This is a genomic window from Hyphomonas sp. BRH_c22 (genome assembly GCF_000961795.1).
GTDB lineage: Bacteria > Pseudomonadota > Alphaproteobacteria > Caulobacterales > Hyphomonadaceae > Hyphomonas.
On the sequence record NZ_LADU01000030.1, the window covers coordinates 25,710 to 49,798 of the forward strand.

Genomic DNA, 24,089 nt, shown 5'->3' on the forward strand with positions numbered 1-24,089 from the left:
TCTGACGCGATTTTACCAACCTTACATACATTCAGCCTAGTCTTCGGGGAGGGTGACCCGTGGACCAGCAGAATGACCGAAACAGCATCGACGCCGCCTGAAACGGATTGGCGTTCCCTCGACAAGTTGCAGGCAGGATTCACGGTCTTCCGCCCCGATCTGAGCCTGTTGTTTGCGAACAAGACTGCGCGGTCTCTCTGGCCGATCATGTATTCCAGCATGGATGATGGCGCCTCTCTGTTCGATGCCGTAGGCCTGCAGATACGCAGCCTGTTCCCGCGCCTCAACGAAGCCACTTTCCAGGTCCGGCAATCGCTTGTGATGGATGCGATCCGCAAGTGCAGCGACCTCGATATGGTGACGGCGACCGGGCGGCATGTTGTGACGACCTATTCCCGGCTCGACGATGGTCTCGTGGTCGGTATCGCCCACGACGTCACCGACCTGGTGAAACGGGAAGTCACGTTGAAAGACGCCCGCCGCGATGCGGTGACTGCCAGCGAAGCAAAATCTGAATTCCTCGCCACAATGAGTCACGAGATACGCACGCCGCTGAATGGTGTCATCGGCATGTCTGAAGCCTTGCAGCACAGGCAGCTGGGTGCTGTCGAAAGGGAAATGGTCGACACGATCGTGGACAGTTCCCACACGATGCTCGTTCTTCTCAATGACATCCTCGATATGTCGAGGATCGAAGCGGGACGGCTCGATATCAATCCTGTCGTGGAAAACGTCCGCGAGCGCATAGGCTGGCTGAAACGCACCTATACACCCATTGCGCGCAAGAAGGGCCTCACGCTCGAGGTCGTATTCGATCCCCAGCTTCCGGAGTTTCTGGCCTTCGATACAATCCGTGTGCGCCAATGCATCGACAATCTGGTCTTCAATGCGCTCAAATTCACATCGAAAGGCGGCGTGACGATCGCCGTCATGGCCGGCGGCATGTCGCGGGACGGCCGCATCACGCTCACCGTACACGTCTGCGATACAGGCATCGGCATCGCGCCTGAACAGCGCGAGCGTGTGTTCAGCAGTTTCGAACAGGCCGACGGCTCCACCAGCCAGCGATTTGGCGGATCGGGCCTCGGACTCGCGATTTCACGCAAGCTTGCCCGCCTGATGGGCGGAGACATCACTTGCACCAGCGAGCCGGGTGAAGGATCGGTCTTCTCGCTTTCTTTCGAGACGCGCCTCGCCGACACGCCGAAAGAGGGTACGGCCTCATTGAGGGTCAGTCCCCTGCGGGAGACTTTTTCGCTCAAGGGCATCCGCGCGCTTGTGGCTGATGACAATGAGATCAACCTGCGGGTCGCGCGCGCAGCACTCGAACCGCTTGGTGTCGAGGTTATGGACGCAGCCAGCGGCCAACAGGCCCTCGACATTCTGGCCAGGAATGAGGTCGACATCGTGCTCCTCGACTCCCACATGCCCGGCATGGATGGGCCGGAAACCCTGAAACATATCCGGCAAAGCGGCATGCCCTGGTCCATCGTACCCGTGATCGCGGTGACCGCTGACGCCATGGCAGGCGACCGTGCGAAATATCTCGCGATGGGTATGGACGACTATATAGCCAAGCCGATACTCGAGCGCGATCTCATGACAGCGCTGTCGCGGATCAAGAGCAAGCTGCGCACACGATCAAGCCGCCGCTCGCCGGCTTTCAGCGACATTGTCCTTGACGCATCAACCGCATCCAACCTCCACAAGCTGCTGCTGACCACCTGATCCCGGCCCGGTCCGGCAGGCAATCAGCCCAGCTTGCCGGCCAGCGCGTCCATGAATGCCGCCAGTTCCACATCCTTGTCCGACACACCGTCCACATCGTGCGTCGTCAGGGTCACCTCGACCTTATTGTAGACGTTGAACCATTCGGGATGGTGATCCATCGCCTCGGCCTTGAGGGCCACCGATGACATGAATCCCCACGCCGTCTTGAAATCGGCAAACTTGAACGTCTTCTTGATGATGTCGCGGTCGCCGCTTCCCGCTGCCCAGCCGTGTAGTTTTCCGAGCGCAACACTCGCGCCGATCCTGCCTGCCATAGACTTATTCCTCTCCGTCGAGGCCGAGCACGAAATATACCCAGCGACCATCTTCCGCGATTGCGGTGCGCATGCCCGGATACCCTTTCCCGTCGCGTATAAGGGCAATGCCGTCATCACCGATCAGTTCCCTCAGCCGCTTGCGGTCCTGAAACGACATCTTCTCGGGGATCAGGTCTGCCGCATCGCGGGCGGCAAGGTCCGGCCAGACATACCAGCGTTCACCATCCACCTCCCGCACGCCAGCCGGTTCATCGAGCAACTGACGAAGCTTGAGGTTGGGATCAAGGCCTGTGCGCCGCAGCAGGTCCCAGAAATCCTTGTGCGGCTGTCCGCTGAAATTGGAGATGAACCCCTCGCTGGCCGCCGCCGTTCGCGCCAGGCCGCCCAGTGAGCCAGCCTTGGCATGTCTCAGCAAGATTTCGCGCGTTTTGCTGACCTCACCGGAAATCTCGACAGGCTCGGGTGCGACAGGCGCCCGTGTCAGGCTTTCCTCTGGAATAGCCGGCACCGGCTCATCGCCGCCCCGGCTGCATGCGGCGAGGCCAAGGGCCGCGACCGCAAGGAGGACGCTACGCCAGCGCATAACCGGTCACGGCCTCGAGGTCGCTCAAGAGCTGGTCCTCGCCGATCACCTTGATTGTTGTCATACCCATCTGGCGTGCCGGTTTCAGGTTGATGCCCAGGTCATCCAGATAGACGCACTCTTCAGGTGCCACGTCGAGTGCCTCGCACATCAAGGCATAGATACGCGGGTCCGGCTTGCGAATGCCGAGCTTCGAGCTTTCGATGACATGATCGAACCGGGCGAACACTTTTTCCAGTTCTGCCGCCTTTGCGGCATCGTTCGTCATCGAGGCGCCCTTGCCGATGGGCGCATTGTTCGTGATGCAGCCGACCTTGCCCTTCGCCTTGCAGGCGTCCAGCGCAGCGACGACCCGGGGGCGCAGCGATCCCGACAGCAGGGACAACACGTCGCGGCCCGGCACTTCATGCCCCAAAGACCGCGATTCAGAGCGGAACATTGTATCGAAACCGGCTGCATCCACCTCGCTGCGCTCGAGAAGCGCCCAGGCGTTTTCAAGTGGATTCACTGCATTTACCGAGCGGATGAAGTCCCTTGGCAGGCTATTTTCCTCTTCGTATCGCGTGAAGGCATCGAAGGGAGAGGAGGTAAAAACGCCCCCGAAATCCCAGATTACTGCTTTGAACGTTTTATCCATGCGGCAGCTTTAGCCTTCCTCAAATCGAGTTTCAAACCTTGAACATTGCTTGGCCGTATCTAGGGTGCCCGTCAATCACATCGAAACTGCAAAGGAATGGCAATCATGGGCGTGCTTGAAGGCAAAACAGTACTCATCACAGGCGGCGGCAACGGTATCGGGCGCGAGACCGCGCTGCTCGCGGCACGCGAGGGTGCCAAAGTGGTTGTCAACGATCTCGGCGGCGGTCTCACGGGCGGTGACGAGGGTGACGCCGGACCGGCCGAGAAAGTCGCCGCCGAAATCCGCGCGGCGGGCGGCGAGGCCGTGTCAAATTCGGAGAGCGTCACCGACATGCGCGCCGTCGAAGGCATGGTCGAACAGGCGAAGGACACGTTCGGCTCGCTCGACGCCATCATCAACCCGGCCGGCATCCTGCGCGACGGCATGTTCCACAAGATGAGCGAAAATGACTGGGACAGTGTCATCGACGTGCACCTGCGCGGCAGCTTCAATGTCACGCGCGCAGCCATCGAGCTGTTCCGCGAAAAGGAAAGCGGGGCCTTCGTGCTGTTTACGTCCACATCCGGCATCATCGGCAATATTGGCCAGGCCAACTATGCCGCCGCCAAGATGGGCATTGTCGGCCTCTCGCGCATCATCGCCATGGAAGGCGAACGCAAGAATGTCCGCTCCAACGTCATCGCACCTTTCGCATGGACCCGCATGATCGCCTCCATCCCGGTCAAGGATGAGGCCGGCGCCCAGCGTGTCGAGCGGATCAAGAATTCCATGCGCGCTGACCAGGTGGCCCAACTGGCCGTCGCGCTGTGCGCCGACAAGGCCAAGCATGTCAGCGGCCAGATTTTCATCGTGCGCGGGAATGAAGTGATCCTCTGTGACCAGCCCCGGCCGGTCAAATCGCTCGCCCGTATGGAAGGCTGGACACCTGACAGCCTGATCGACAACGCCTTCCCTGCCATGCAGGGCAGCTTCACCGATCTCGGTGCATCGGCCAGCGTCTTCCCCTACGACCCGGTCTAGGCACCGCCGCGGCGACCCGCCCTATTGGGGTGGGTCGTCCGCCGCAGGTTCAGGATCAACGACGATGTCGTCGCGCGGACGCAGGTCCACGGGGCCGGACGGTTCGCCGGGCGCATCAGTCCCGGGCCCTGATGGCGAGGCAGGCACGTCCTCGGGCATGGTGAAGGGCTCAGGCTCTTCGGTCACCTCCGGCGCGGGTTGCGCGAAGGACTCGTCCGCTGCATCCAGCACTTCGCTCAGCGGGTCATCGCCCCCGACTTGAGGGGCCGGACCGCTCTCGTCCGGCACCGGCGCCGGCTCAGGCGGCAGGTCCGGCATCACCTCGGGTGGCGGCGGCGGAGTGCCTTTGACGGGCGGTAGCGGCGCAGGTCGCTTGTCGCCGAACACGCACGCATCCAGCCCCTGATTGCGCACAACGCGCATGCGCGCCTGAAGGGTGCCGGCACGGCTGGAGACATATGGCCCCGGCGGATCAACCCGCCACTTGTTCGGGCTGGGCAGTACGGCCGCCAGCAAGGCGGCTTCGCGTTCTGTCAATGCTGCTGCAGATTTGCCAAAGCGCGCCTGCGCAGCTGCTTCCGCTCCGAAGATGCCATCCCCCCATTCAGCGACATTGAGATAGACTTCCATCACGCGCCGCTTGCCCCAGGCATGATCAATGAATGTCGCCATCCACATGTCACCGGCCTTGCGCGGCGCGCCGCCGCCATTCCAGAAGAACACGTTCTTGGCTGTTTGCTGGGTAATGGTCGACGCGCCACGCGCTTTCTTTCCGCGCTGATATTCGTCGATCGCCTTCTCGATGGCATCCGGATCAATGCCGTGATGCTCGCAGTAGCGCGTGTCCTCTGCGGCAATCACGGCGCTGACAAGATGTGGGGAAATGTCTTCGAGCGGGGTGATGTCCCGGCGGATCGTTTCGCCGCCTGCCGCCCGCTGCACCATCAGGATCGTGCCGGGCACGGGCAGGAAGATCAGCGCAGCCGCATACAGGTGCAAGGCCACGAACAGGCCAGCGGCCAGCTTTACCAGCCGCCCGAGCCAAACGCGCACTGGTCCCTTGCCGCCTGTTCCAACCGTCATGCTGCTTCGTCCCATTCCGCCACAACGCCCGGATCACGCTCGCGATCCCGGCGCTCAGACTTCTCGGTCTGAAATCTGTCAGGATCAAGACGGCTGAGCGCCCATACCGCTGCCCCGCGCACCTCCGGCGCCGTATCGTCGAGCAGGCGCAGCAGCGGTGGGACAAGCTGCCTGTCGCCCGAATTGCCGATGGCAATGCAGACATTGCGCACAAACCGGTTGCGGCCGCTGCGCTTGACTGGCGAACCGGAAAACACGTCACGGAACGTGGCATCGTCCAGTGCTGCCAGTTCATCGAGGCCAGGCGCTTTCAGTTCCACCCGCGCATGCAATGCCGACTCCGAGGCCGCAGCGGCAAACTTATTCCACGGGCAAACCGCCAGGCAATCGTCACAGCCATATATGCGATTGCCCATCGCCCGCCGGAATTCACGCGGAATCGGTCCGGCATGCTCAATGGTCAGGTAGGAAATGCACCGGCGCGCATCGAGCTGGTAGGGCGCGGGAAAGGCCGCGGTGGGGCAAACATCAAGGCAGGCCCGGCAAGACCCGCAATGGTCGGTTTCCGCCATATCCGGAACCAGTTCGGCTTCAGTCAGCATCACGCCGAGGAAAAACCAGGAGCCCAGCTCGCGGCTGACCAGGTTCGTATGCTTGCCCTGCCAGCCCATGCCGGCCTTTGCCGCCAGCGGCTTTTCCATCAGCGGCGCCGTATCAACGAAGACTTTCACCTCCGCGCCGGTCTCCGACACGAAGGCGCGCGCCAGCTGTTTCAGGCGTGACTTGAGCAGGTCGTGATAATCCTTGCCCCTGGCATAGACTGAAATATTGCCAAGGCTGCGCTCGGCCAGCATCTCCATCGGATCGAGTCCCGGCCCGTAATTCAGCGCCACAACGACAGCTGATTTCGCATGCGCCCACATGGCTGTCGGGGCCTTGCGCCGCTCCAGCGTCGTTTCCATCCATTCCATCTGGCCATGACGGCCTTCCGAGACAAAGGTCTCCAGCCGCTCGCCTGCCGCCCAGGGCTCATCGGCACGGGCGATACGCACGCTGTCAAAGCCGAGCGCGCGCGCCGTCTCTTTCAGGAAGGCTTCGGGCGAACCGGCGAGGGGATCAGAAGTCGAGGTTGGCATAATGGGCCACCGGCCGGGTCCCGTCGATGCGGTCACCCAGCAGCGGGCGGAAACTCGGGCGGGACTTGATCCGGCCATACCAGGTCTTCAGGTCCGGAACGGCATCCCACTCGACATCGCCGAAATAGTCATAGGCCGACAGGTGCGCCGCAGCCGACAGGTCTGCAATCGACAGCGTCCGACCAGCCAGATTGCCATTCAGTTCCACCATGCCGTTCAGGAATGTCAGCCGCCCCCGCAAGGCATGCGCGCCCCGGCGCAGCTTTTCCGAATCCGGCTGGCGGTCCCGCCGGACCCATTGCATCACGCGCTCTGTCAGCAGCTTGTCTGTCACCTCTTCACACCCCGCCTCGACCCAGGCCCAGAGACGCCGCGCCTCTGCGCGCTCATTGCGGTCTGTGGGCCACAGCGCCGGTGCCGGCTGAAGCTCTTCGAGCTGCTCGCAGATCGCGCGCGTCCCGCAGGCAAACAGCTTTCCGGCTGGCGTGGTTTCGACCAGTGCGGGCGCGACAGCGCCATGTGCGAGGGCCGCCACATCCGGATGGGGCGCCCAGGGCGCAGAAGCATACGACTCAAATGCTTCGCCCTTCTCTCCGAGAACGAGACGCACCAGCCGTCCGGCTGGATCAAGAGGCCAATGATAGAGCCGTTTCATGATGGCGTTCACTCATAGCAGGCTTATCGCGCCTGTTAAGCAAAGCCTTTGCGGCTGCCGTCACCTGCGCTCCGGCCCTGTGTATAACTCGCCAGCTCTTACCGTCCCATGAATTGCCGCACGGCATCGGTCGACAGCGTGAATTTCGCGAACGACCAGTCCTTGCCCTTGGTCAGGGTGCCAAGCGTCGTCAGCAGGTGACGGCGGGCGTCGGTGCGCTCGCTGAGCCAGACATCAACGCCGCCGCTCGCAATCGCTTCCTGCGCGGCGCTGGCCTGCAGGCGCACCAGCTCACTGACCAGGCGCCGTCCGGCCACGCGATCCCAATAGCCCGCCTTGGCCAGGCCTTCACGTGCCGATGCCCGCAGGCGATCCAGCCGCAGGGAATCGCCAATGGCATAGAACGCCGATCCTGCCTTGGGCACGTCAACAGAGGCCGTCTTGGCAAGGTCGATGACGACGAGACCCTGCGAGAAATGGCTCATCGCTGCGGTCCACCGTGCCAGTGCTTCGGGCGCGCCGCGCTTCACGAAGCCACGGGCCGCGCGCTCGATCCTTGCCGCAGGGAACGGGGAATGCACAGTTGAGAGCGCGGTCTTGAATTCGTTCAGCGGCGCGTGTGTCCGGGAAACGGCCTCGCCTACGGAAACGCCCGGCATGAACCGCACATACCATGCAGCCGCCTCGCTCATTGCCTGCATGGCCTGTATGCGCATGTCCGTTTGCAGGTCTGCACCAACCTTGTTGTCGAGCGCCTCGACTTCCCGGCAGAAGGATCCGAAATCCAGCACGGCGCGGGATGCCTCAAGACCGCGAACAATGGCTGCGTTCTCATTGTCAGTCATTTCGCGCAGGCGCAGCAAGGGCACGGGGCCGGCCATGTCGAGCGCCCGGTTGGCAATCACGGTCGCGATGATTTCCCGCTTCAGCCGGTGATTGAGGATGGCGTCTTCATACCTGTCTATCGGGCGGGTAAAGTAGGACTTCAGGACGGTTTCGAAATACGGGTCATCCGGAATATCCGACGCGACCACGTCATCGATCAGAACGATCTTGGTCCAGGCCAGCAGCACGGCCAGTTCCGGCCGTGTCAGCCACTGGCCGGCCTCCTGGCGCACACGCATCTGCGATGAGCTGGGCAGGCCTTCGAGCGCCCGGTTCAGGACACCGCGCTCTTCGAGATAGGCCATCAGGCGTTCGAGCGCATCATGGTCACCGGCGGCTGTGGATTCGGCGAGCGTCAGTGCACCGGTCTGGTCGTAATTGTGGCGCAGAACGTGCGCCGCCACATCATCCGTCATCTCGGCCAGCAGCGCATTGCGATCCTTCGCTTTCAGCGATTTCAGGCGTATGGCCTCCGCAGCGAGAATCTTGATGTTGACCTCATGGTCGGAACTGTCGACGCCCGCCGAGTTGTCGATCGCATCCGTATTGATGCGCCCGCCGCTCAGCGCGAATTCGATACGCCCCGCCTGCGTCATGCCGAGATTGGCGCCTTCGCCGATGACTTTTGCCTTCAGTTCCCGTCCATTGACGCGCAATGCATCGCTCGAACGGTCGCCTGCCTCGGCATGGGTCTCGGTGCTTGCCTTCACATAGGTGCCAATGCCGCCGAACCAGAGCAGGTCGGTTTCCGCTTTCAGCAGGGCATGGATCAGTTCATCCGGCGTCACCGCATCTTTCGACAATCCGGTCAGCGCCTTGGCCTCATCACTCAGCCTGATTGACTTGGCTGAACGCGCGAACACGCCGCCGCCTTTCGAAATCAGCTTGGTATCATAATCCGCCCATGACGATCCCTGCAGGTCAAACAGGCGCTGGCGCTCGGCGAGATTCGTCTTCGAGTCGCCAGGATTGGGGTCAAGAAAGATGTGCATATGGTTGAACGCCGCCACCAGCCGGGTTTCGGGTGAAAGCAGCATGCCGTTGCCGAACACGTCGCCGCTCATGTCGCCAACGCCGATGACCGTGAAGGGTTCGGTCTGGATGTCCTTGCCCAGTTCGCGGAAGTGGCGCTTGACCGCCTCCCACGCACCGCGCGCAGTGATACCCATTTTCTTGTGGTCGTACCCGACCGAGCCGCCGGACGCGAACGCATCGCCCAGCCAGAATCCGTGTGCCTCGCTGATGGCATTCGCGGTGTCGGAGAAGGTCGCCGTGCCCTTGTCGGCAGCGACGACGAGATAGGGGTCTTCCCCGTCCCATATGACCGTATTGTCCGGGTGGATGACCTTCGCCCCGTCAAGGTTGTCCGTCACGCCGAGCAGTGCCGTGATGAACTGCTTGTAGGCGTCGCGTCCGCTTTCAAACCACGCATTGCGATTCGACCGGTCGGCCAGCTGCTTCGGGAAGAACCCGCCTTTGGAACCCACCGGCACGATGACCGCGTTCTTGACCTGCTGGGCCTTTACGAGACCCAGGACTTCGGTGCGGTAATCCGATGGGCGGTCAGACCAGCGCAGTCCGCCGCGGGCAACCGGCCCAAAGCGCAGGTGAACCCCGTCAACCTGCGGGCTCGACATGAAGATTTCCCGATAGGGTTTTGGCTCTGGCAGGTCTTCCAGTTCGCGGCTGGCCACCTTGATGCTGATGAACGGCCGGGGATGGCCGTTTTCATCAACCTGGTAGAAGTTCGTCCGCTGCACGGCGCCAATCAAATCCGTCAGACGCCGGAGTATCTGGTCATCGGCCAGTGCCGCAACATCGCGCAATGCAGTCTCGATGGACGCGCGGATACTGTCGGCCGCCGCACGGCGCGCGTTCAGTGTATTATGGGCGGCAGGATCAAACCGGGCAGCAAAGAGGTCAAGCAGCAGACGGGCAATTTTGGGATGGTTCGCCAGCGCGCCTTCCTGCACCTCCTGGGGCTGTTCGAGGCCGGATTGGCGGCGATAGGCAGACAGTGCGCGCAACAGGGCCGCTTCGCGCCAGCTTGCGCTGGCCGTCAGCACAAGGCGGTTGAAGCCGTCATTCTCTGTCAGGCCGCCCCACACCGCAACAAAGGCATCCTCGAACCCGTGCGCCAGCGTGCCGAGGTCAACCGGCGAGCCGTCGACCGACCGCATGGACAGCGAATGCACCCAGTAAATATCCGGCGCATCCGCTGCCGGCTTTTCAGTCGGCCGGATCGGGTAGCCCGTCTCGAAATTCACGAACAGGCCCATGTGCTCGAACACGGGTACACAGCGCGACAGCGGAATGCTGCCTTCGCGGGCGTAGATCTTCACGCGGAGCTTGTCGGCATCATCGCCGTCGGCCCGGAAGGCGCGGGCGAGGACAGGTGTGTCGGAATGCAGCTGCGCCATGGCGGTCACATCGCGCAAGGCTTCCTCAGGCGTGAACGCCTCGCGATAGGCGGCGTTGAATGCACCGATAAAGGCGCGCGCGCCTTCGCGGTCCGTGTCGGCCAGCGGACTTTCCATCAATGCCTGCCGGAACCCCTGATCCCATGTGCGGGCCAGCTCGGCAATTTCGTTCTCAAGCACGTCCAGGTCCGGCTGGGGATGATTGCGGTCGAGTGAAATCTCGAAATGAACGCGGGCCAAGGGGCCAGTGTCGAAATAGGGCTGGAACTTGACAAGCGATCCCGCAAAGGCGCGCGTCAGGACGTCGGTGATCCGCAGGCGCAACGCCGTATCATAGGCCTCACGCGGCACGAAAACGATGGCCGTGACGAACCGGTCGAACTGGTCGCGGCGCAGGAATAGGCGGGTGCGCGGGCGGCCGACCAGGTGCATGGCCCCGATGATCATCGGCGCCAGCATGCGTGAATGGGTCTGGAACAATTCATCGCGCGGCCAGGTTTCCAGCAGGTTGGCAACGGTTTTCTCCGTATGCCCGCCCGGTGTCGCCCCAGATGCCTCGATCACCTTCTTCACCCGGCGGCGAACGAAGGGAATGGAGCGCGCGGTTTCGTCATAGGCCTCAGCCGTGAACAGACCAAGGAAACGCACCTCGCCATTCACCTTCCCGTCCGCATCATACTTCTTGATGCCGATGTAGTCGCATTTGACCCGTCTGTGCACGCGGCTGACCAGGGTCGACTTGGCCACGAACATCGGGAACGGCTCGGCCAGCAGGTCGCTGATTTCGGGCGTCAAGACCAATGGTTCGCTGTCACGCGACAACACGTTCAACTGCTCGTCACGCAGGATACCGAGGTTCGACCCCTCGACCATGATCGGCTCTTCGGGCAGCACCCGGCCATTCGCATCTGTCTCGAAATGGTATTCCCGGCAGCCCAGGAAAACGAAATGCTCCTCAAGCAACCATTCGAGGAAAGCGATGGTCTCGCGCGTATCATCATAGGCAAGCGTCTTGAGTTGCGCGATGCCGTCAATCTCGGCCCGCATCCGCGCCTTCATCGGCTCGAAATCACGGACAACTTCCTGCACCGATGACAGCGTCTTGCGAACTTCCTGCGACAGCTTTCTGGCTTCGGCAGCGGTCACCAGCGGCAGGTGAATCTGGATGACCGAAACGCGCTGCCCGTCGTCCAGCTTCACGATGGGGTGAAACAGGGTTTTGACCTCGTGTCCCGCAGCGGCGCACTCCGCGAGCATCGAATCGACCAGAAAGGGCATATCGGGACCGGCTGCCTCGAGGATGGCGCGCGGCAGCGGTCCTGCCTCACCCTCCGGCTCAACCACGACCCGGGCGTCCTGCTTGCCCGGCGGGACAGCACTGGCCCATGTCCACATGTCCGTCGCCAGGCGGCGGATATCGCCCCCCGTCAGGCCGGTCAGGTCCTCATTGCTGGATTCCTGTTTGACCTGCTCCAGAACTTGCTGGAGCGGGTCGGTCTTGGTGAGGGTTCGGGACATCGGAAAGGGCTCGCGCAGCAATGGAGGAGACTCAGTTTGGTCTAGCCTGAGCCGACAGCACCATCAATGGCTTGTTGCAAACGAAACCAGTTGGCCAGATCGCATTTGGCACCGCCTGAAAATAAGCGGGCCCGCCGAACGGGGACGTGTCCGACGGGCCCTACAGGCGTTCCGCAGGCTGGGTGGGGGGACGCACGCGGAGGCCTGATCTCTTATTTCGGTTCTCACTCTGGATAAGCAAGGATACCTTCTGTCATTGGTACATTACAAATCATGAAGGCTTCACTGCCCTGAATGCGAAACCTTGGACGATGTTCTTCTGAAGTTGGCCGGATGCCATACTTCAAATCATTTCACCATGATCTTTGGCAGTTGGAACTGCGACTGGTTGCCCGCCCTTCCCTTGCGGGTTTCCGTCGGCCGAAAGCAGGATCGCGATCCATCTGGTCCCATCCGATTGCGCAAACAGGATCATCATCAACACAGTCAGAGGCGCCGACAGGAACATCCCGGGAATGCCCCACAGCACCCCCCAGATAGCAAGCGCCAGCAATACAATCAGAGCGGACAAGTTCAGCGATTCGCCCATCATCCGGGGCTGGATGAAATTGCCGATCGAGAATTGCCAGAAGCTGACAATACCGAACACGATGGCGGCATATACGTATGTATTCTGCGGAGCGGCCACCGGTATCCAGGCTGGCACATCCGGCTGGACCAGCGCGAACAGTGGCGGCACGAGCGCGGCGACGATCGAGCCGACGGTTGGAATATAGTTCAGCACGAAGATCAGGGCCGCCAGGAAGATCGCGTTCTGCACGCCCAGCAGAAGCAGTGAAATATAGGTCAATGCCGTGATCAGTGCCGAGATGACCGTCTGGGTCCACAGATAAGTCTCGATGCTGCGACGCGCCTCATCGCCGATCCCGCGCACCTGCGCACGCTGCTCGTGTTCCGGAAAGATGTTGTCCAGCTTCCGCGTCCAGCCCGACTGGGCAATGAACAGGAACGCGACATAGATGAAGATCAGCACCAGGTCCGCAGACAGGTCACCTGTCGCGTTGGCGATGGTCGCAAAAAAGCGCTGGCCCTGGGCGTTGAACAGGAGATGGGTCAAGGTCGGCGCGTCGCTCATGTTGACGAGGCCATAGGCTTCCCGGATCAGCGCGTTGATCTTCTCCTCATACTCGGCGGCGTCGCGCCCGAATTGCGACATGCCGTGGGCCATCAGGGCGATAAATCCGACGAACCCGCCCAGCACGGTCAGCACCGCAATGGCCCTGGCGGCCCCCCTGCGCATCGTATGCGACCAGTTGTCGATCGCAGTCGCAAAGCCTTCCATCACGAGAAACAGGAACACGGCCATGGCAAACGTGGAGAGAATGCCGCGGCCAACATAGAGAAAGGCCACGATCACGCCTGTGGCAATGATCCAGATACCGGTTTTCGTCGCGCGATCCATGCAAGCCCCTAAAAGCTGCTGCAGGTTGCGAGCAGCCTGCCTTGGCGTCAAGACGCATTTCTGCCTCTTTCTAAAGTCGGGGGCCAAGCTCAGCCGCCCCCTTGCCGAATCCTGCGAAACCACTAGCGTTCCGCCGCAATCAGGGGAGATTTGGCCAGCATGACGGACTCATTATTCATCGGCGGCGCAGACGCGGACGGAACCGGCACCCCAAATGCCGCTCAGGACATGCTGCTGAAAGTGGCCAACCGTCACGGCCTCGTGGCGGGCGCGACCGGCACCGGCAAGACGGTTACCCTGCAGATCCTCGCCCAGGGCTTTTCCGATGCGGGCGTCCCGGTCTTCTGCGCCGATGTGAAGGGCGACCTGTCCGGAATCTGCGTGCCTGGAAGCGCCGACAACAAGCTGCACGAAAAGCTCGTCGCCCGCGCGCAGCTCATCGGCCTTGAGGATTACGGCTACTATGCTTCACCCACCATCTTCTGGGACGTCTTCGGTGAGAACGGCCACCCCATCCGCGCCACGATTTCCGAAATGGGCCCCCTCCTCCTGTCGCGCCTGATGGGACTTACCGATGCGCAGGAAGGCGTACTCAACATCGCGTTCGAATACGCCGACGACAACAACCTTCTCCTGCTCGACCTGAAAGACCTGCGCAAACTGCTTCTCCACCTGTCGCAAAAGGAGGTTCGCGACGAGATCAGCCAGGAATACGGCAATGTCGCTGCCGCATCCCTCGGCGCGGTCCAGCGCAACCTGCTGATGCTCGAGCGCGAGGGCGCAGAACATTTCTTCGGCGAACCGGCGCTCGAACTGGCAGACCTCATGCGCACCACGCAGGACGGACGCGGCTACATCAACGTCCTCGACGCTACCCGGCTGATCAACAGCCCCAAACTCTATTCCACCTTCCTGCTCTGGCTCCTGTCGGAACTCTTCGAGCAGCTTCCCGAAGTCGGCGACCCGGACAAGCCGAAGCTCGTCTTCTTCTTTGACGAAGCCCACCTCCTGTTCAACGATGCGCCACCGGCCCTGCTTCAAAAGGTCGAGCAGGTCGTCCGCCTGATCCGGTCGAAAGGAGTCGGCGTTTTCTTCGTCACCCAGAACCCGCGTGACCTGCCCGAGAGCGTCCTCGCCCAGCTTGGCAACCGGATGCAGCACGCCCTGCGCGCCTATACGCCAGCCGAACGCAAGGGCGTGCGCGCGGCGGCCCAGTCGTTCCGGCCGAACTCGTCCTTCGACACTGAAGAAGTGATTACCCAGCTCGGAACCGGCGAGGCGCTCGTCTCGACCCTCGATACAAAGAGCGCGCCATCCATGGTCCAGCGCACCATGATCCGCCCGCCGGCCTCCCGCCTCGGGCCCGCCACGCCTGCCGAACGCGCTGCCGTTCAGAAGAACAGTCCATGCGCCGGAAAATATGAAGAGGTCATCGATCGCGAGTCCGCCTACGAAATCCTGGAGGCAAAGGAGGCGGAAGCCGCCGAGCAGGCCGAAAGACTGGCGGCAAAGGAAGAGAAGACCAAGGCCGCGCTCGAAAAGAAGACGGCGCGGACCAAATCCACCCGATCCCGGCGCCAGACGCCGCTTGAGGCCGCCGGAAAGCAGGCCGCCCGTACCGCCTCGCGCGAATTCACCCGATATATCCTGCGCGGCATTCTGGGCGGAATGAAGCGATAGGCGGCGCCTGTCCTTGATGAATTCCCTGTTAACACCCAGATTTCCTTTGCGTCAGGACTCGCCGGTGACGTGCGCGTCACCTATAGTCCCGGCAGAACCATAGACATCAAAGGGAGGCTCCGGCCCATGAAAGACTATCTCAAATTCTACATCAACGGTGAGTGGGTCGATCCGGTGGAGCCCCGCACACTCGAGGTCGAAAACCCGGCCACTGAAGAGCCGTTTGCGCGCATCTCGCTCGGCTCGAAGGCCGATGTCGACAAGGCCGTCGCCGCCGCCAAGGCCGCGTTCCCTTCCTTCTCGCAAACTTCTGTCGAATACCGCGCTGACCTGCTCGACAAGATCGCGGCCGGGATCCAGAAGCGCCTGCCCGAACTCGCATCCGCCATTTCCGACGAAATGGGCGCGCCCATGTGGCTCGCCAATGCAGCGCAGGTTCCTGCCGGCATGGGCCACTTTGCCACCACAGCGGCGATCCTTCGCGGCTATGAATGGGAAGAACTCAAGGGCACGACCCTGCTGCGCAAGGAACCGATCGGCGTGTGTGGTTTCATCACGCCCTGGAACTGGCCGCTCAACCAGATCGCCTGCAAAGTGGCGCCTGCCCTTGCCGCCGGTTGCACCATGGTGCTGAAACCTTCTGAAATCGCACCGCTCGACGCGCTGATCTTCGCCGAAATCCTGCATGACGCCGGCGTGCCAAAAGGCGTGTTCAACCTCGTCAATGGCGACGGCCCAGGCGTGGGCGCAGTGCTCTCGGCCCACCCGGACGTGGACATGATGAGCTTTACCGGCTCGACCCGCGCAGGCGTGCTGGTCGCACAGGCGGCCGCACCAACGGTCAAGCGTGTTGCCCAGGAACTCGGCGGCAAGTCCCCGAACATTGTCCTGCCAAGCGCAGACCTGAAGAAAGCTGTTTCTGGCGGCGTCATGCAGATGATGACGAATACAGGCCAGTCCTGTAACGCCCCATCGCGCATGTTCGTCCAGAAAGACCAGCAGGACGAAGCCATCGCGATTGCCAAGGCGACAGCTGAATCGGTCAAGGTGATGATGCCGGGCGAAGCCACGCCGGGCGCCATTGGCCCGATCTCGAACGGTAACCAGTTCCAGAAGGTCCAGGACCTGATCCAGACCGGTATCGACGAAGGCGCGACGCTCGTAGCAGGCGGAACGGGCCGCCCTGAAGGCTTCAACAAGGGTTACTTCACCCGCCCGACCGTCTTCGCGAATGTCACCAACCAGATGACCATCGCCCGCGAGGAAATCTTCGGCCCGGTGCTCTGCATCCTGCCTTATGACACGCTGGAAGACGCCATCGAGATGGCAAACGACACGGTCTATGGCCTTGCAGGTTATGTCCAGGGGCCGGACAAGGAAGCCCATGAAGTGGCCAATCGCATCCGCGCCGGCCAGATCCTCGTCAATGGCGCAAGCCCTGACTTCTCGGCACCGTTCGGCGGCTACGGCCAATCCGGCAATGGCCGCGAATGGGGCGAACTCGGTTTCGAGGAATTCCTCGAAACCAAGGCTGTCATCGGCTACAAGGCCGCCTGATCAGGCTGTCCGGACCAGATACATTCAAGGGCGGCCCGCAGGGTCGCCCTTTTTTTATGCGCACTGCCCCCGTCCGGCCACAGAGGCTGATCCGGAGCGCGTTGCCGGGAACAGATCGCACAATCGTGATTGTGCTGCGACGACCGGGACAGTTGGCCGCCGTCAATTCAACTGGCATTCATGCAGGATATACTCACATATAGAGCAGATGATGTTCTGAGGAGGATTGCCCCATGCACGTGTCCAAGATTGCCGCCGGCTTTGCTGCCCTCGCCATGCTGGTCGCATGTACCACCGCGACCCCCTATCAGGCGGCATATGATTCAGAGCGCGGTTACTCGGAACAGCAGATCGAAGCCAACCGCTTCCGGGTCCAGTTTGCCGGCAACAGCCTGACAGACCGCAAGACGGTGGAGACCTACATGCTGTTTCGCGCGGCAGAGCTGACCCGGCAGAACGGGTTTGACCATTTCCGCGTCCTCCAGCGCGCCACGGATGCTGACAGCCGCGTCGTGCCGACGACCACAGGCTACTCGCCCTTCTACAGCAATTTCTATCTCGACTATCACTATTACGGCCCGCGCGCGGGATACTTCTACAATCCCCACCGCCAATGGGCCTATCCGCGTTCATTCTACGCGTCCCGCTTCGGCTATTACGATCCCTTCTGGGATGGCCCGCAGGAATATCGCGAGATCACCAGCTACGTCGCCTCGGCAGAAATCATCATGGGCAAGGGTCCGAAGCCCGATGATCCGGCCTATTTCGACGCGGACCAGGTGATCTTCAATCTGGGCAGCCAGATTCAGCGCCCCCAGCCCTGATCGACCTTGAAAACGTATTGAACGCCGCCCTCTTCCGGGCGACGTTTACATAGGGCCCCGGTTTTTCTGTCCCGGCCCCTAGGCAAGCCCGCAGGCATGACCCAAATTGGCGCCTTGCTCTCCCACCGCATCTGAAGGAAAGGCGGGTCCATGGCCGACACCGAACCCTCTGCCGTTCCGCCAAAGGGTGTGTTGCCGGACGCAAAGCGTCCGGTGCCGGGGCGCAGCGAACTTGTCGTGATGATTGCCGGCCTGATGGCCCTCAATGCCTTCGGGATCGACATCATGCTGCCGGCACTCAACGAGATCTCCCATGCCGTGGGGCTCACTGCCCCTGGCACCGAGAGCGACAATCGCCAGCAGATGATCATTTTCTCCTATGTGCTGGGCTTCGGCGCCCCGCAAATCATCTGGGGCCCCATCTCCGACCGGTTTGGCCGGCGCGGACCGCTTTTCGTCGCCCTCGTCGGCTATATCGTCACTGCCTTTGCCTGCATCGTCATGCGCGATTTCATGGCCCTTCTGGTCATGCGCTTCCTGCAGGGCGTGTTCGCCTCCGGGGGCCGTCTCGTCGCCGTGTCGATCGTGCGCGACCTGTTCGCCGGCCGCCAGATGGCCCGGTTCATGTCACTCGTCATGACCATCTTCATGGTCGTCCCCATCCTTGCACCGGGGATTGGCCAGATCGTGCTGTTCATCGCGCCATGGGAAGGCATATTCGTCGTGCTGGGCGTTTTCGGCATCATCATGCTGAGCTGGACCTGGATACGCCTGCCCGAGACCCTGCCCGAAGCGGCGCGACAGCCACTCAGCGTCCGCCATGCAGCCAGTGCATACGGGCAGATCATCCAGTCACGCGTCACGTTCGGCTACATGTGCGCTTCAGGCGTCATCTTCGGCGCGCTGTTTGCTTTCATTGCATCCTCCGAACAGATCTTCCGTGAAGTCTTCGGACAACAGGAAACGTTCGCGCTCTGGTTTGCCGGTGTCGCCGGCACGCTCGCCTGCGCCAATTTCCTGAACTCGCGCATTGTTGAAAAGGTCGGCATGCGCCGCATCAGTCACGCAGCGCTTCTGGTCTTTACCGCCGTGGCCGGGATCCTCGCCGTGGTGACATATTTCACGACAGACAATCTCTATGTCTTCTTCCCGATCTTCGCGCTCTGCTTTGGCTGCTTCGGCCTGATGGGATCGAATTTCAGCGCGCTGGCCATGGAGCCGCTCGGCAAGATCGCGGGCACGGCCTCTGCTGCCTATGGCTTCGCCACGACCACGGTCGCCAGCCTGATCGGCATGGCCATTGCCAGCCGGTATGACGGCACGACAGTCCCGCTCATGCTGGGCTTCGTCTGCCTCGGCCTTGCGTCGCTGGTGATCGTCCTGATCACCGAGAAGGGCAAGCTGTTCAGTTCACGTTGATGTGGCGGCGCGGCTTGGCATTGCTCTCGCGCACCTTGGACAGCGGCCGCACCTGACGCTCCAGGTGTTCGATAATCATGCCTGCAATGTCCTTGCCGGTCGCGCCTTCGATTCCCTGCAGGCCGGGCGAGGAATTGACCTCCAGCACTTTCGGGCCGTCATCGGTGTGCAACAGGTCCACACCCGCCACACGCAGGCCCAGCACACGCGCCGCATCGCGCGCAATATCGCGCTCGGCCCGCGTCAGCTTCACCGCGCTGGCCGTGCCGCCGCGATGCAGGTTGGACCGGAACTCCCCCTTGGCCGCCTGGCGCTTCATCCCGCCAACCACCTTGTTGCCGATGACGAAGCACCGCGTATCGGCGCCCGCTGCCTCATTGATGAATTCCTGCACCAGGAAGTTCGCCTCAAGGCCCCGGAAGGCATCGACAAGGCTCTCGGCCGCCTTGCGTGTTTCGGCCAGCACCACGCCCTTGCCCTGCGTCGAAGACAGCAGTTTCACCACGACCGGCGCGCCGCCGGCCAGCGAGATCAGGTCCTTGGTGTCCTTCGGGCTATGCGCAAAGGCTGTGATCGGCATGCCGATCTGCGCCCGCGCCAGCAGCTGGTGCGCCAGCAGCTTGTCGCGCGACCGCCCGATAGCCCCTGCCCCGTTCAGGCAGAACGCGCCCGTATTGGTGAATTGGCGCAGCACCGCCATGCCATAATCGGTGATCGACGCTCCGATGCGCGGGATAACCGCATCAAACCGTGCCAGCGCCTTGCCGTCATAATGCACTTCCGGATCAATCGTCCCGATCTGCATGTAACAGCGCGCCGTATCGATCATCTCCATGATGTGCCCGCGCGCCTCGGCCGCTTCCATCAGGCGCCGGGAAGAATAATTGTTCGGCTCGCGCGTCAGAAGTGCAATCCGCAGGGGCCGCTTCACGGGCGTGCGCTTCGGCAGGCCGCTATAGCGGGCATAGTCCAGCAAGGGCTGGCTGAACGAGACGTTCGGGTTGACGATCATGTCCGGCTGGATGGCGCCGCGCCCGAACAGCATCCGGTAGGTCATGTTCTCGCGGTTCGACAGGGTCAGCTGGATCGGCCAGCGCCGCCCACCCATCTCGGCCTCGGTCTCGATCACGTAACGCAGTTCGGTATCGCCGTTCGAACTCGTCACCTCGCGCCGGTCGATGACGCGCGCCGAACAGGTCACTTCGAGGCCGGGATCGTTCGGGTCCGGCTGGATCAGGAAGCGCACCTGCGGCTTGGTGTTCGGCCCGAACGGCTCGATCACGCTGGCATGCAGCGCCGAGGTCTTCGCCCCGGTATCCACTTTGGCCTTGATCGCAGGCAGGCCAAGCTCCGGCAGCGCCAGCCATTCTTCCCAGCCGAGTTCAAACTGTCCCATGCCGGCTCCTGATTGTTCTGAATTGTATGTATTCGCCGCCCCATAACCGGGTTGGCAGCGCACCGCAATCTTGCGCGCGCATCAAGCGCCCCCTCCGGCCCATTCGGGCCCACCTCCCCCGCGTTACGAGGGAGGATAAGGCAATGCTAAGCCGGCGCCAGCCAGGCCTTCTCGACCACTTTCACCACATCACCCATGATGCCGGTGATCTTGAAGTCCTTCGGCGTGTAGATGCGGGTCACGCCCATCTGGCCGAGGGCGCGTGCGTCTTCCGGCGGAATGATGCCGCCGACAACCAAAGGCACATTTTCCAGCCCCACCTTGCGCAGCTCCGCGATCGTCTCGCGCACCAGGTCCAGATGGCTGCCCGACAGGATCGACAGGCCGACGACATGCGCATTGGCCGCTTTCGCCTGCGCCGCAATCTCTGCCGGCGTGAAACGGATGCCTTCATACACCACATCCATGCCCACTTCGCGCCCGCGCGCCGCAATCTGCTCGGCGCCATTGGAGTGGCCATCGAGGCCCGGCTTGCCCAGAATATAGGTCAACCGGCGGCCCAGCGCCTCCGACACGCGGTCCACATCGGCCTTCACCGCCGCGATGTCCTCGTCGCCGCCCCCGCTGATAACCATGGCCACGCCCGTCGGCGCACGGAATTCGCCGAACACTTCGCGCAGCACACTGCCCCATTCGCCGGTCGTCACGCCCGCCTTGGCGCAGGCAATGGACGGCTCCATGATGTTTACCGAACTCGCCGCCGCCGCCTTCAGATTGACCAGCGCCGCCTCAACCGCCGCAGTGTCGCGTTTCGCGCGCCATTCCTTCAGGTCACGCACCTGCGCGGCCTCTTCGGCCGGGTCGACCGTCATGATGGCGCCATCGCCGGTGCCCAGCGGACTTTCTTCCGTCGATGTGTATTTGTTGACGCCCACAACGCTCAGCGAACCGTTCTCGATGGCCTTGATCCGGTCGATATGCGCGCCGACCAGGCTTTCCTTCATATGGGTAATGGCATTGGTTGCCCCGCCCAGCGCGTCGATCTCGGCCAGTGTGGCGCGGGCCTTCGCCTTCAGCTCCTCGGTTTTGCCATCAATCACATGGCTGCCATCGAAAATGTCCTCGAACTCCAGCAGGTCTGTCTCATAGGCGAGGATCTGCTGCAGGCGCAGGCTCCATTGCTGGTCCCATGGCCGCGGCAGACCCATGGCCTCGTTCCAGGCGGGCAATTGCAGCGCGCGGCAGCGGGCGCGCTTCGAGAGGGTCACGGCCAGCGCCTCGATCAGGATGCGGTAGACATTATTCTCCGGCTGCGGCTCGGTCAGGCCGAGGGAGTTCACCTGTACGCCGTAGCGGAACAGCAGCGCCTTCGGGTCTGTCACGCCATAGCGTTCGCGGCCAATTTCCTCCCACAGGTCCACGAAGGCCCGCATCTTGCAGAGTTCCGTAACGAAACGCACACCCGCATTCACAAAGAAGGAAATCCGCCCGAATACGGTTTCAAAGTCTGATTCCGGAACCTGCCCCCCGGCTTTCACCCGGTCGAGCACCGCAATCGCCGTCGCGAGGGCATAGGCCAGCTCCTGTTCCGGCGTCGCGCCGGCTTCCTGCAGGTGGTAGGAGCAGACATTCATCGGGTTCCATTTTGGAACTTCGGTATAGCACCAGCTGACCATGTCCGAAATCAGCCGCATCGACGGTTCCGGCGGGAACACATAGGTGCCGCGAGACAGATATTCCTTCACGATGTCATTCTGCGTCGTGCCGCGAAGCTGGGCACGGTCGTCGCCGCGCTCATCGGCCAGCGCCACATACATGGCCAGCATCCAGGCTGCCGGCGCATTGATCGTCATTGACGTGTTCATCTCTTCCAGCGGCAGCTGGTCGAACAGTTTCGCCATGTCGCCCATATGCTTGACCGGCACGCCCACCTTGCCGACTTCGCCGCGTGCCAGGATATGGTCGGCGTCATAGGCCGTCTGGGTCGGCAGGTCGAAGGCGATGGACAGGCCCGTCTGACCCTTGGCCAAATTGCCCCGATACAGCTCGTTCGATTTCTGCGCCGTCGAATGGCCGGCATAGGTCCGGAATATCCAGGGCGCGTCCGGCGCGTGCTGGATCGGTTTCTGTGTGTCGGCCATGCCGGGGCTCCCCAATTGTTTTGTTGCGGCGCAACATGCCGTGTGGCGTTCGCGAGTGCAAGCGGCCAGACCCCCGCCCTTGTGCTATCGTGTCATCATGGCCACATCTGACCAGACTCACCACACCCCCGCCGCACCCGGACTCCACCCTTGAACCACCCCTCCTCCCCCCTTCAGCTGGCGCTCGGCCTGCGCCTGGCCACATTGCTCGCCTTCCCGTTCGGCGTGGTCCTTGTGGCCCTGATGCAGCGCAGCTTTCTGATGATCTTACTGCTGGCGGCCGCGATGGTTGGCGTCAGCCTGGTCGAACGCGTCCGCCTTGCCCGGCTCACCGGATTGCCTGCCCCCCTGTCACTGGCCGCCATCCTGCCCGGCTTCGCCGTGCGCCTCGGCGGGCTTGCGGGCCTGTTCATCGTCCTGCTCGGCATGCTCGCCCTGTTCCGCGACACATCGCTCGCCCGCAGCTTAGGCCTTGAAGATGCAGCCATTTTTCTCGGCGTCACCGGGTTTGCCCTCGCCGCCAACGCCATCAGCGCCCGCATCGCCACGCGCGAAGTCGGATCGGCCCTGTCAGCCCTGAACGCAGCGTACGATCAGGCCGGACCGGGCCCAGCCTCCATGGACGGCGAGATCATTGAGGGCGAGTTTGCCGAACCGTATAACGGGGCCGATACTTCCGCTCGCTCCTGACGCAGGCTTGCTGTATATAGCGCGCGTATCCTGGCGGAGCCTCCCCTCAAATGACTGAATCCATTGGATTTTTAGCAGCAATACTCACCACGTTCTCGTTCGTGCCGCAGGCCGCGCATATCCTGCGCACCCGCCAGACAGATGGCATTTCCCTGCTGATGTACGCAATGTTCACCGTGGGAATCGTCACCTGGCTGGTCTACGGCCTGATGATCGCCAGTCTTCCGGTCATCCTCTCCAATATCGCGACCCTCGCGCTCGCCGCGACGATCTTGTTCCTGAAGACACAAGCAGTCATTGCCGCGCGCAGACCTATCCCTCAGCCCATCGCCCAGGGCGCATCTGTGGACGGCGGCCCCTTGGCAAGAGATTTTTTGGCGGTCATTTGCAGTTTGGCCGATAGCGGGCATCTGTTCGGCCTATTTGGGCGGCTTTCAGATGCCGCTGGCCATCATGCGTTCCGCAAGATGAGGTCCCTTACAAAAGCCCGCACTTGAAGGTGCTTGCGCCCAGGTGGGTTGTCCTCACTTGTTGAACCTACGGGTCTGCATGACCTCCTTTTGCTCTCACCAATCTCGTTTTGCGCCTTAGCGGCTCGGCGACCTTATGCCGGCATCAACTTTGCCGGATTGAACTTCTCCCCTTTCACCATCAGGGCCCAGATCATTCGGCCCATCTTGTTGGCCATCGCGATTGCGACAACCATCATGGGCTTACGCTCCAGCAACCGGCTGAGCCAAGGGTGGCGCGTAAATCCGAGTTGCTTTGCTCGGATGATCATCGACATTGCACCTGCAACCAACAAGCGCCTTAGCTCCGAATTGCCCTTCTTGGTGATGCTCCCGAGCCGCTCTCGTCCACCGCTTGAGTGTTGCCTGGGCACGAGCCCGACCCATGCAGAGAAGGCTCGACCGGACTTGAACATGGCGGGG

19 protein-coding genes are annotated in these 24,089 nt (G+C 62.1%); 8 read left to right on the forward strand and 11 right to left on the reverse strand.

What is annotated here, in order from left to right:
* The first annotated feature begins 72 nt into the window (after positions 1-72).
* Entirely contained in the window at positions 73-1,728 is a 1,656-nt protein-coding gene (locus tag VR74_RS04345) for an ATP-binding protein (RefSeq protein ID WP_299949585.1), read from the forward strand.
* A gap of 23 nt (positions 1,729-1,751) precedes the next feature.
* Here VR74_RS04345 and VR74_RS04350 read toward each other — a convergent pair whose 3' ends face one another.
* The 3 genes from VR74_RS04350 to VR74_RS04360 are packed head-to-tail and all read right to left on the reverse strand — an operon-like array spanning position 1,752 to position 3,268.
* Positions 1,752-2,045 carry a 4a-hydroxytetrahydrobiopterin dehydratase gene (locus tag VR74_RS04350; protein ID WP_045694707.1) on the reverse strand — a complete coding sequence of 98 codons (294 nt, stop codon included), beginning with the start codon at positions 2,043-2,045 and terminating at the stop codon, positions 1,752-1,754.
* Positions 2,046-2,049: 4 nt separating this feature from the next.
* On the reverse strand, positions 2,050-2,631 hold the full coding sequence (locus tag VR74_RS04355) for a hypothetical protein (RefSeq protein WP_045694709.1): 582 nt from the start codon (positions 2,629-2,631) through the stop codon (positions 2,050-2,052).
* The gene (locus VR74_RS04360; protein ID WP_045694710.1) at positions 2,618-3,268 is read right to left on the reverse strand and encodes an HAD-IA family hydrolase; all 651 of its coding nucleotides are present in this window, start codon (positions 3,266-3,268) and stop codon (positions 2,618-2,620) included. Before VR74_RS04360 ends, VR74_RS04355 begins: the two co-directional genes overlap by 14 nt.
* A 105-nt stretch (positions 3,269-3,373) precedes the next feature.
* On the opposite strand from VR74_RS04360, the gene VR74_RS04365 reads away from it, so the two are divergent.
* Positions 3,374-4,291: an SDR family NAD(P)-dependent oxidoreductase gene (locus VR74_RS04365; RefSeq protein WP_045694736.1), complete on the forward strand. Its 918-nt coding sequence runs from the start codon at positions 3,374-3,376 to the stop codon at positions 4,289-4,291.
* A gap of 21 nt (positions 4,292-4,312) precedes the next feature.
* Here VR74_RS04365 and mtgA read toward each other — a convergent pair whose 3' ends face one another.
* From mtgA to VR74_RS04390, 5 genes are all read right to left on the reverse strand, one after another.
* Positions 4,313-5,374 (reverse strand): monofunctional biosynthetic peptidoglycan transglycosylase, encoded by a 1,062-nt coding sequence (gene mtgA, locus VR74_RS04370; protein WP_299949587.1) that lies wholly within the window; start codon positions 5,372-5,374, stop codon positions 4,313-4,315.
* Positions 5,371-6,510 carry a tRNA epoxyqueuosine(34) reductase QueG gene (gene queG, locus VR74_RS04375; protein ID WP_045694711.1) on the reverse strand — a complete coding sequence of 380 codons (1,140 nt, stop codon included), beginning with the start codon at positions 6,508-6,510 and terminating at the stop codon, positions 5,371-5,373. The genes mtgA and queG overlap by 4 nt, the downstream gene beginning before the upstream one ends.
* Positions 6,491-7,165 carry a glutathione S-transferase family protein gene (locus VR74_RS04380; protein WP_045694713.1) on the reverse strand — a complete coding sequence of 225 codons (675 nt, stop codon included), beginning with the start codon at positions 7,163-7,165 and terminating at the stop codon, positions 6,491-6,493. Before VR74_RS04380 ends, queG begins: the two co-directional genes overlap by 20 nt.
* A 98-nt stretch (positions 7,166-7,263) precedes the next feature.
* Positions 7,264-11,988, reverse strand: coding sequence for an NAD-glutamate dehydrogenase (locus VR74_RS04385; protein ID WP_045694739.1), 4,725 nt, complete (start codon positions 11,986-11,988; stop codon positions 7,264-7,266).
* Positions 11,989-12,331: 343 nt separating this feature from the next.
* Positions 12,332-13,450: an AI-2E family transporter gene (locus VR74_RS04390; RefSeq protein WP_045694714.1), complete on the reverse strand. Its 1,119-nt coding sequence runs from the start codon at positions 13,448-13,450 to the stop codon at positions 12,332-12,334.
* Between the two features lie 159 nt (positions 13,451-13,609).
* On the opposite strand from VR74_RS04390, the gene VR74_RS04395 reads away from it, so the two are divergent.
* From VR74_RS04395 to VR74_RS04410, 4 genes are all read left to right on the forward strand, one after another.
* On the forward strand, positions 13,610-15,130 hold the full coding sequence (locus VR74_RS04395) for a helicase HerA-like domain-containing protein (protein ID WP_045694715.1): 1,521 nt from the start codon (positions 13,610-13,612) through the stop codon (positions 15,128-15,130).
* A gap of 126 nt (positions 15,131-15,256) precedes the next feature.
* Positions 15,257-16,687, forward strand: a complete 1,431-nt coding sequence (locus VR74_RS04400; protein WP_045694717.1) for an aldehyde dehydrogenase family protein — start codon at positions 15,257-15,259, stop codon at positions 16,685-16,687.
* A gap of 233 nt (positions 16,688-16,920) precedes the next feature.
* On the forward strand, positions 16,921-17,511 hold the full coding sequence (locus VR74_RS04405; protein WP_045694718.1) for a hypothetical protein: 591 nt from the start codon (positions 16,921-16,923) through the stop codon (positions 17,509-17,511).
* 150 nt (positions 17,512-17,661) lie between these two features.
* The gene (locus VR74_RS04410; RefSeq protein ID WP_045694720.1) at positions 17,662-18,930 is read left to right on the forward strand and encodes a multidrug effflux MFS transporter; all 1,269 of its coding nucleotides are present in this window, start codon (positions 17,662-17,664) and stop codon (positions 18,928-18,930) included.
* Here VR74_RS04410 and rimK read toward each other — a convergent pair.
* Together rimK and VR74_RS04420 are read right to left on the reverse strand one after the other, a co-directional pair.
* On the reverse strand, positions 18,917-20,326 hold the full coding sequence (gene rimK / locus VR74_RS04415) for a 30S ribosomal protein S6--L-glutamate ligase (protein ID WP_045694721.1): 1,410 nt from the start codon (positions 20,324-20,326) through the stop codon (positions 18,917-18,919). The genes VR74_RS04410 and rimK overlap by 14 nt on opposite strands.
* Positions 20,327-20,472: 146 nt before the next feature.
* On the reverse strand, positions 20,473-22,467 hold the full coding sequence (locus VR74_RS04420) for a methylmalonyl-CoA mutase family protein (RefSeq protein ID WP_045694722.1): 1,995 nt from the start codon (positions 22,465-22,467) through the stop codon (positions 20,473-20,475).
* Between the two features lie 150 nt (positions 22,468-22,617).
* On the opposite strand from VR74_RS04420, the gene VR74_RS04425 reads away from it, so the two are divergent.
* The gene (locus VR74_RS04425) at positions 22,618-23,157 is read left to right on the forward strand and encodes a hypothetical protein (protein WP_045694724.1); all 540 of its coding nucleotides are present in this window, start codon (positions 22,618-22,620) and stop codon (positions 23,155-23,157) included.
* A gap of 50 nt (positions 23,158-23,207) precedes the next feature.
* Positions 23,208-23,654, forward strand: coding sequence for a SemiSWEET transporter (locus VR74_RS20505; RefSeq protein WP_299949590.1), 447 nt, complete (start codon positions 23,208-23,210; stop codon positions 23,652-23,654).
* Positions 23,655-23,761: 107 nt separating this feature from the next.
* Here VR74_RS20505 and VR74_RS04435 read toward each other — a convergent pair.
* The coding region (locus VR74_RS04435) for an IS110 family transposase (RefSeq protein WP_045694741.1) at positions 23,762-24,089 on the reverse strand (328 nt) is incomplete at its 5' end.

Excerpts from the sequence above, each read along its gene's own strand:
- VR74_RS04345 (WP_299949585.1), top strand. The coding sequence starts at position 73 with ATGACCGAAACAGCATCGACGCCGCCTGAAACGGATTGGCGTTCCCTC.
- VR74_RS04350 (WP_045694707.1), bottom strand. The coding sequence starts at position 2,045 with ATGGCAGGCAGGATCGGCGCGAGTGTTGCGCTCGGAAAACTACACGGC.
- VR74_RS04355 (WP_045694709.1), bottom strand. The coding sequence starts at position 2,631 with ATGCGCTGGCGTAGCGTCCTCCTTGCGGTCGCGGCCCTTGGCCTCGCC.
- VR74_RS04360 (WP_045694710.1), bottom strand. The coding sequence starts at position 3,268 with ATGGATAAAACGTTCAAAGCAGTAATCTGGGATTTCGGGGGCGTTTTT.
- VR74_RS04365 (WP_045694736.1), top strand. The coding sequence starts at position 3,374 with ATGGGCGTGCTTGAAGGCAAAACAGTACTCATCACAGGCGGCGGCAAC.
- mtgA (WP_299949587.1), bottom strand. The coding sequence starts at position 5,374 with ATGACGGTTGGAACAGGCGGCAAGGGACCAGTGCGCGTTTGGCTCGGG.
- queG (WP_045694711.1), bottom strand. The coding sequence starts at position 6,510 with ATGCCAACCTCGACTTCTGATCCCCTCGCCGGTTCGCCCGAAGCCTTC.
- VR74_RS04380 (WP_045694713.1), bottom strand. The coding sequence starts at position 7,165 with ATGAAACGGCTCTATCATTGGCCTCTTGATCCAGCCGGACGGCTGGTG.
- VR74_RS04385 (WP_045694739.1), bottom strand. The coding sequence starts at position 11,988 with ATGTCCCGAACCCTCACCAAGACCGACCCGCTCCAGCAAGTTCTGGAG.
- VR74_RS04390 (WP_045694714.1), bottom strand. The coding sequence starts at position 13,450 with ATGGATCGCGCGACGAAAACCGGTATCTGGATCATTGCCACAGGCGTG.
- VR74_RS04395 (WP_045694715.1), top strand. The coding sequence starts at position 13,610 with ATGACGGACTCATTATTCATCGGCGGCGCAGACGCGGACGGAACCGGC.
- VR74_RS04400 (WP_045694717.1), top strand. The coding sequence starts at position 15,257 with ATGAAAGACTATCTCAAATTCTACATCAACGGTGAGTGGGTCGATCCG.
- VR74_RS04405 (WP_045694718.1), top strand. The coding sequence starts at position 16,921 with ATGCACGTGTCCAAGATTGCCGCCGGCTTTGCTGCCCTCGCCATGCTG.
- VR74_RS04410 (WP_045694720.1), top strand. The coding sequence starts at position 17,662 with ATGGCCGACACCGAACCCTCTGCCGTTCCGCCAAAGGGTGTGTTGCCG.
- rimK (WP_045694721.1), bottom strand. The coding sequence starts at position 20,326 with ATGGGACAGTTTGAACTCGGCTGGGAAGAATGGCTGGCGCTGCCGGAG.
- VR74_RS04420 (WP_045694722.1), bottom strand. The coding sequence starts at position 22,467 with ATGGCCGACACACAGAAACCGATCCAGCACGCGCCGGACGCGCCCTGG.
- VR74_RS20505 (WP_299949590.1), top strand. The coding sequence starts at position 23,208 with ATGACTGAATCCATTGGATTTTTAGCAGCAATACTCACCACGTTCTCG.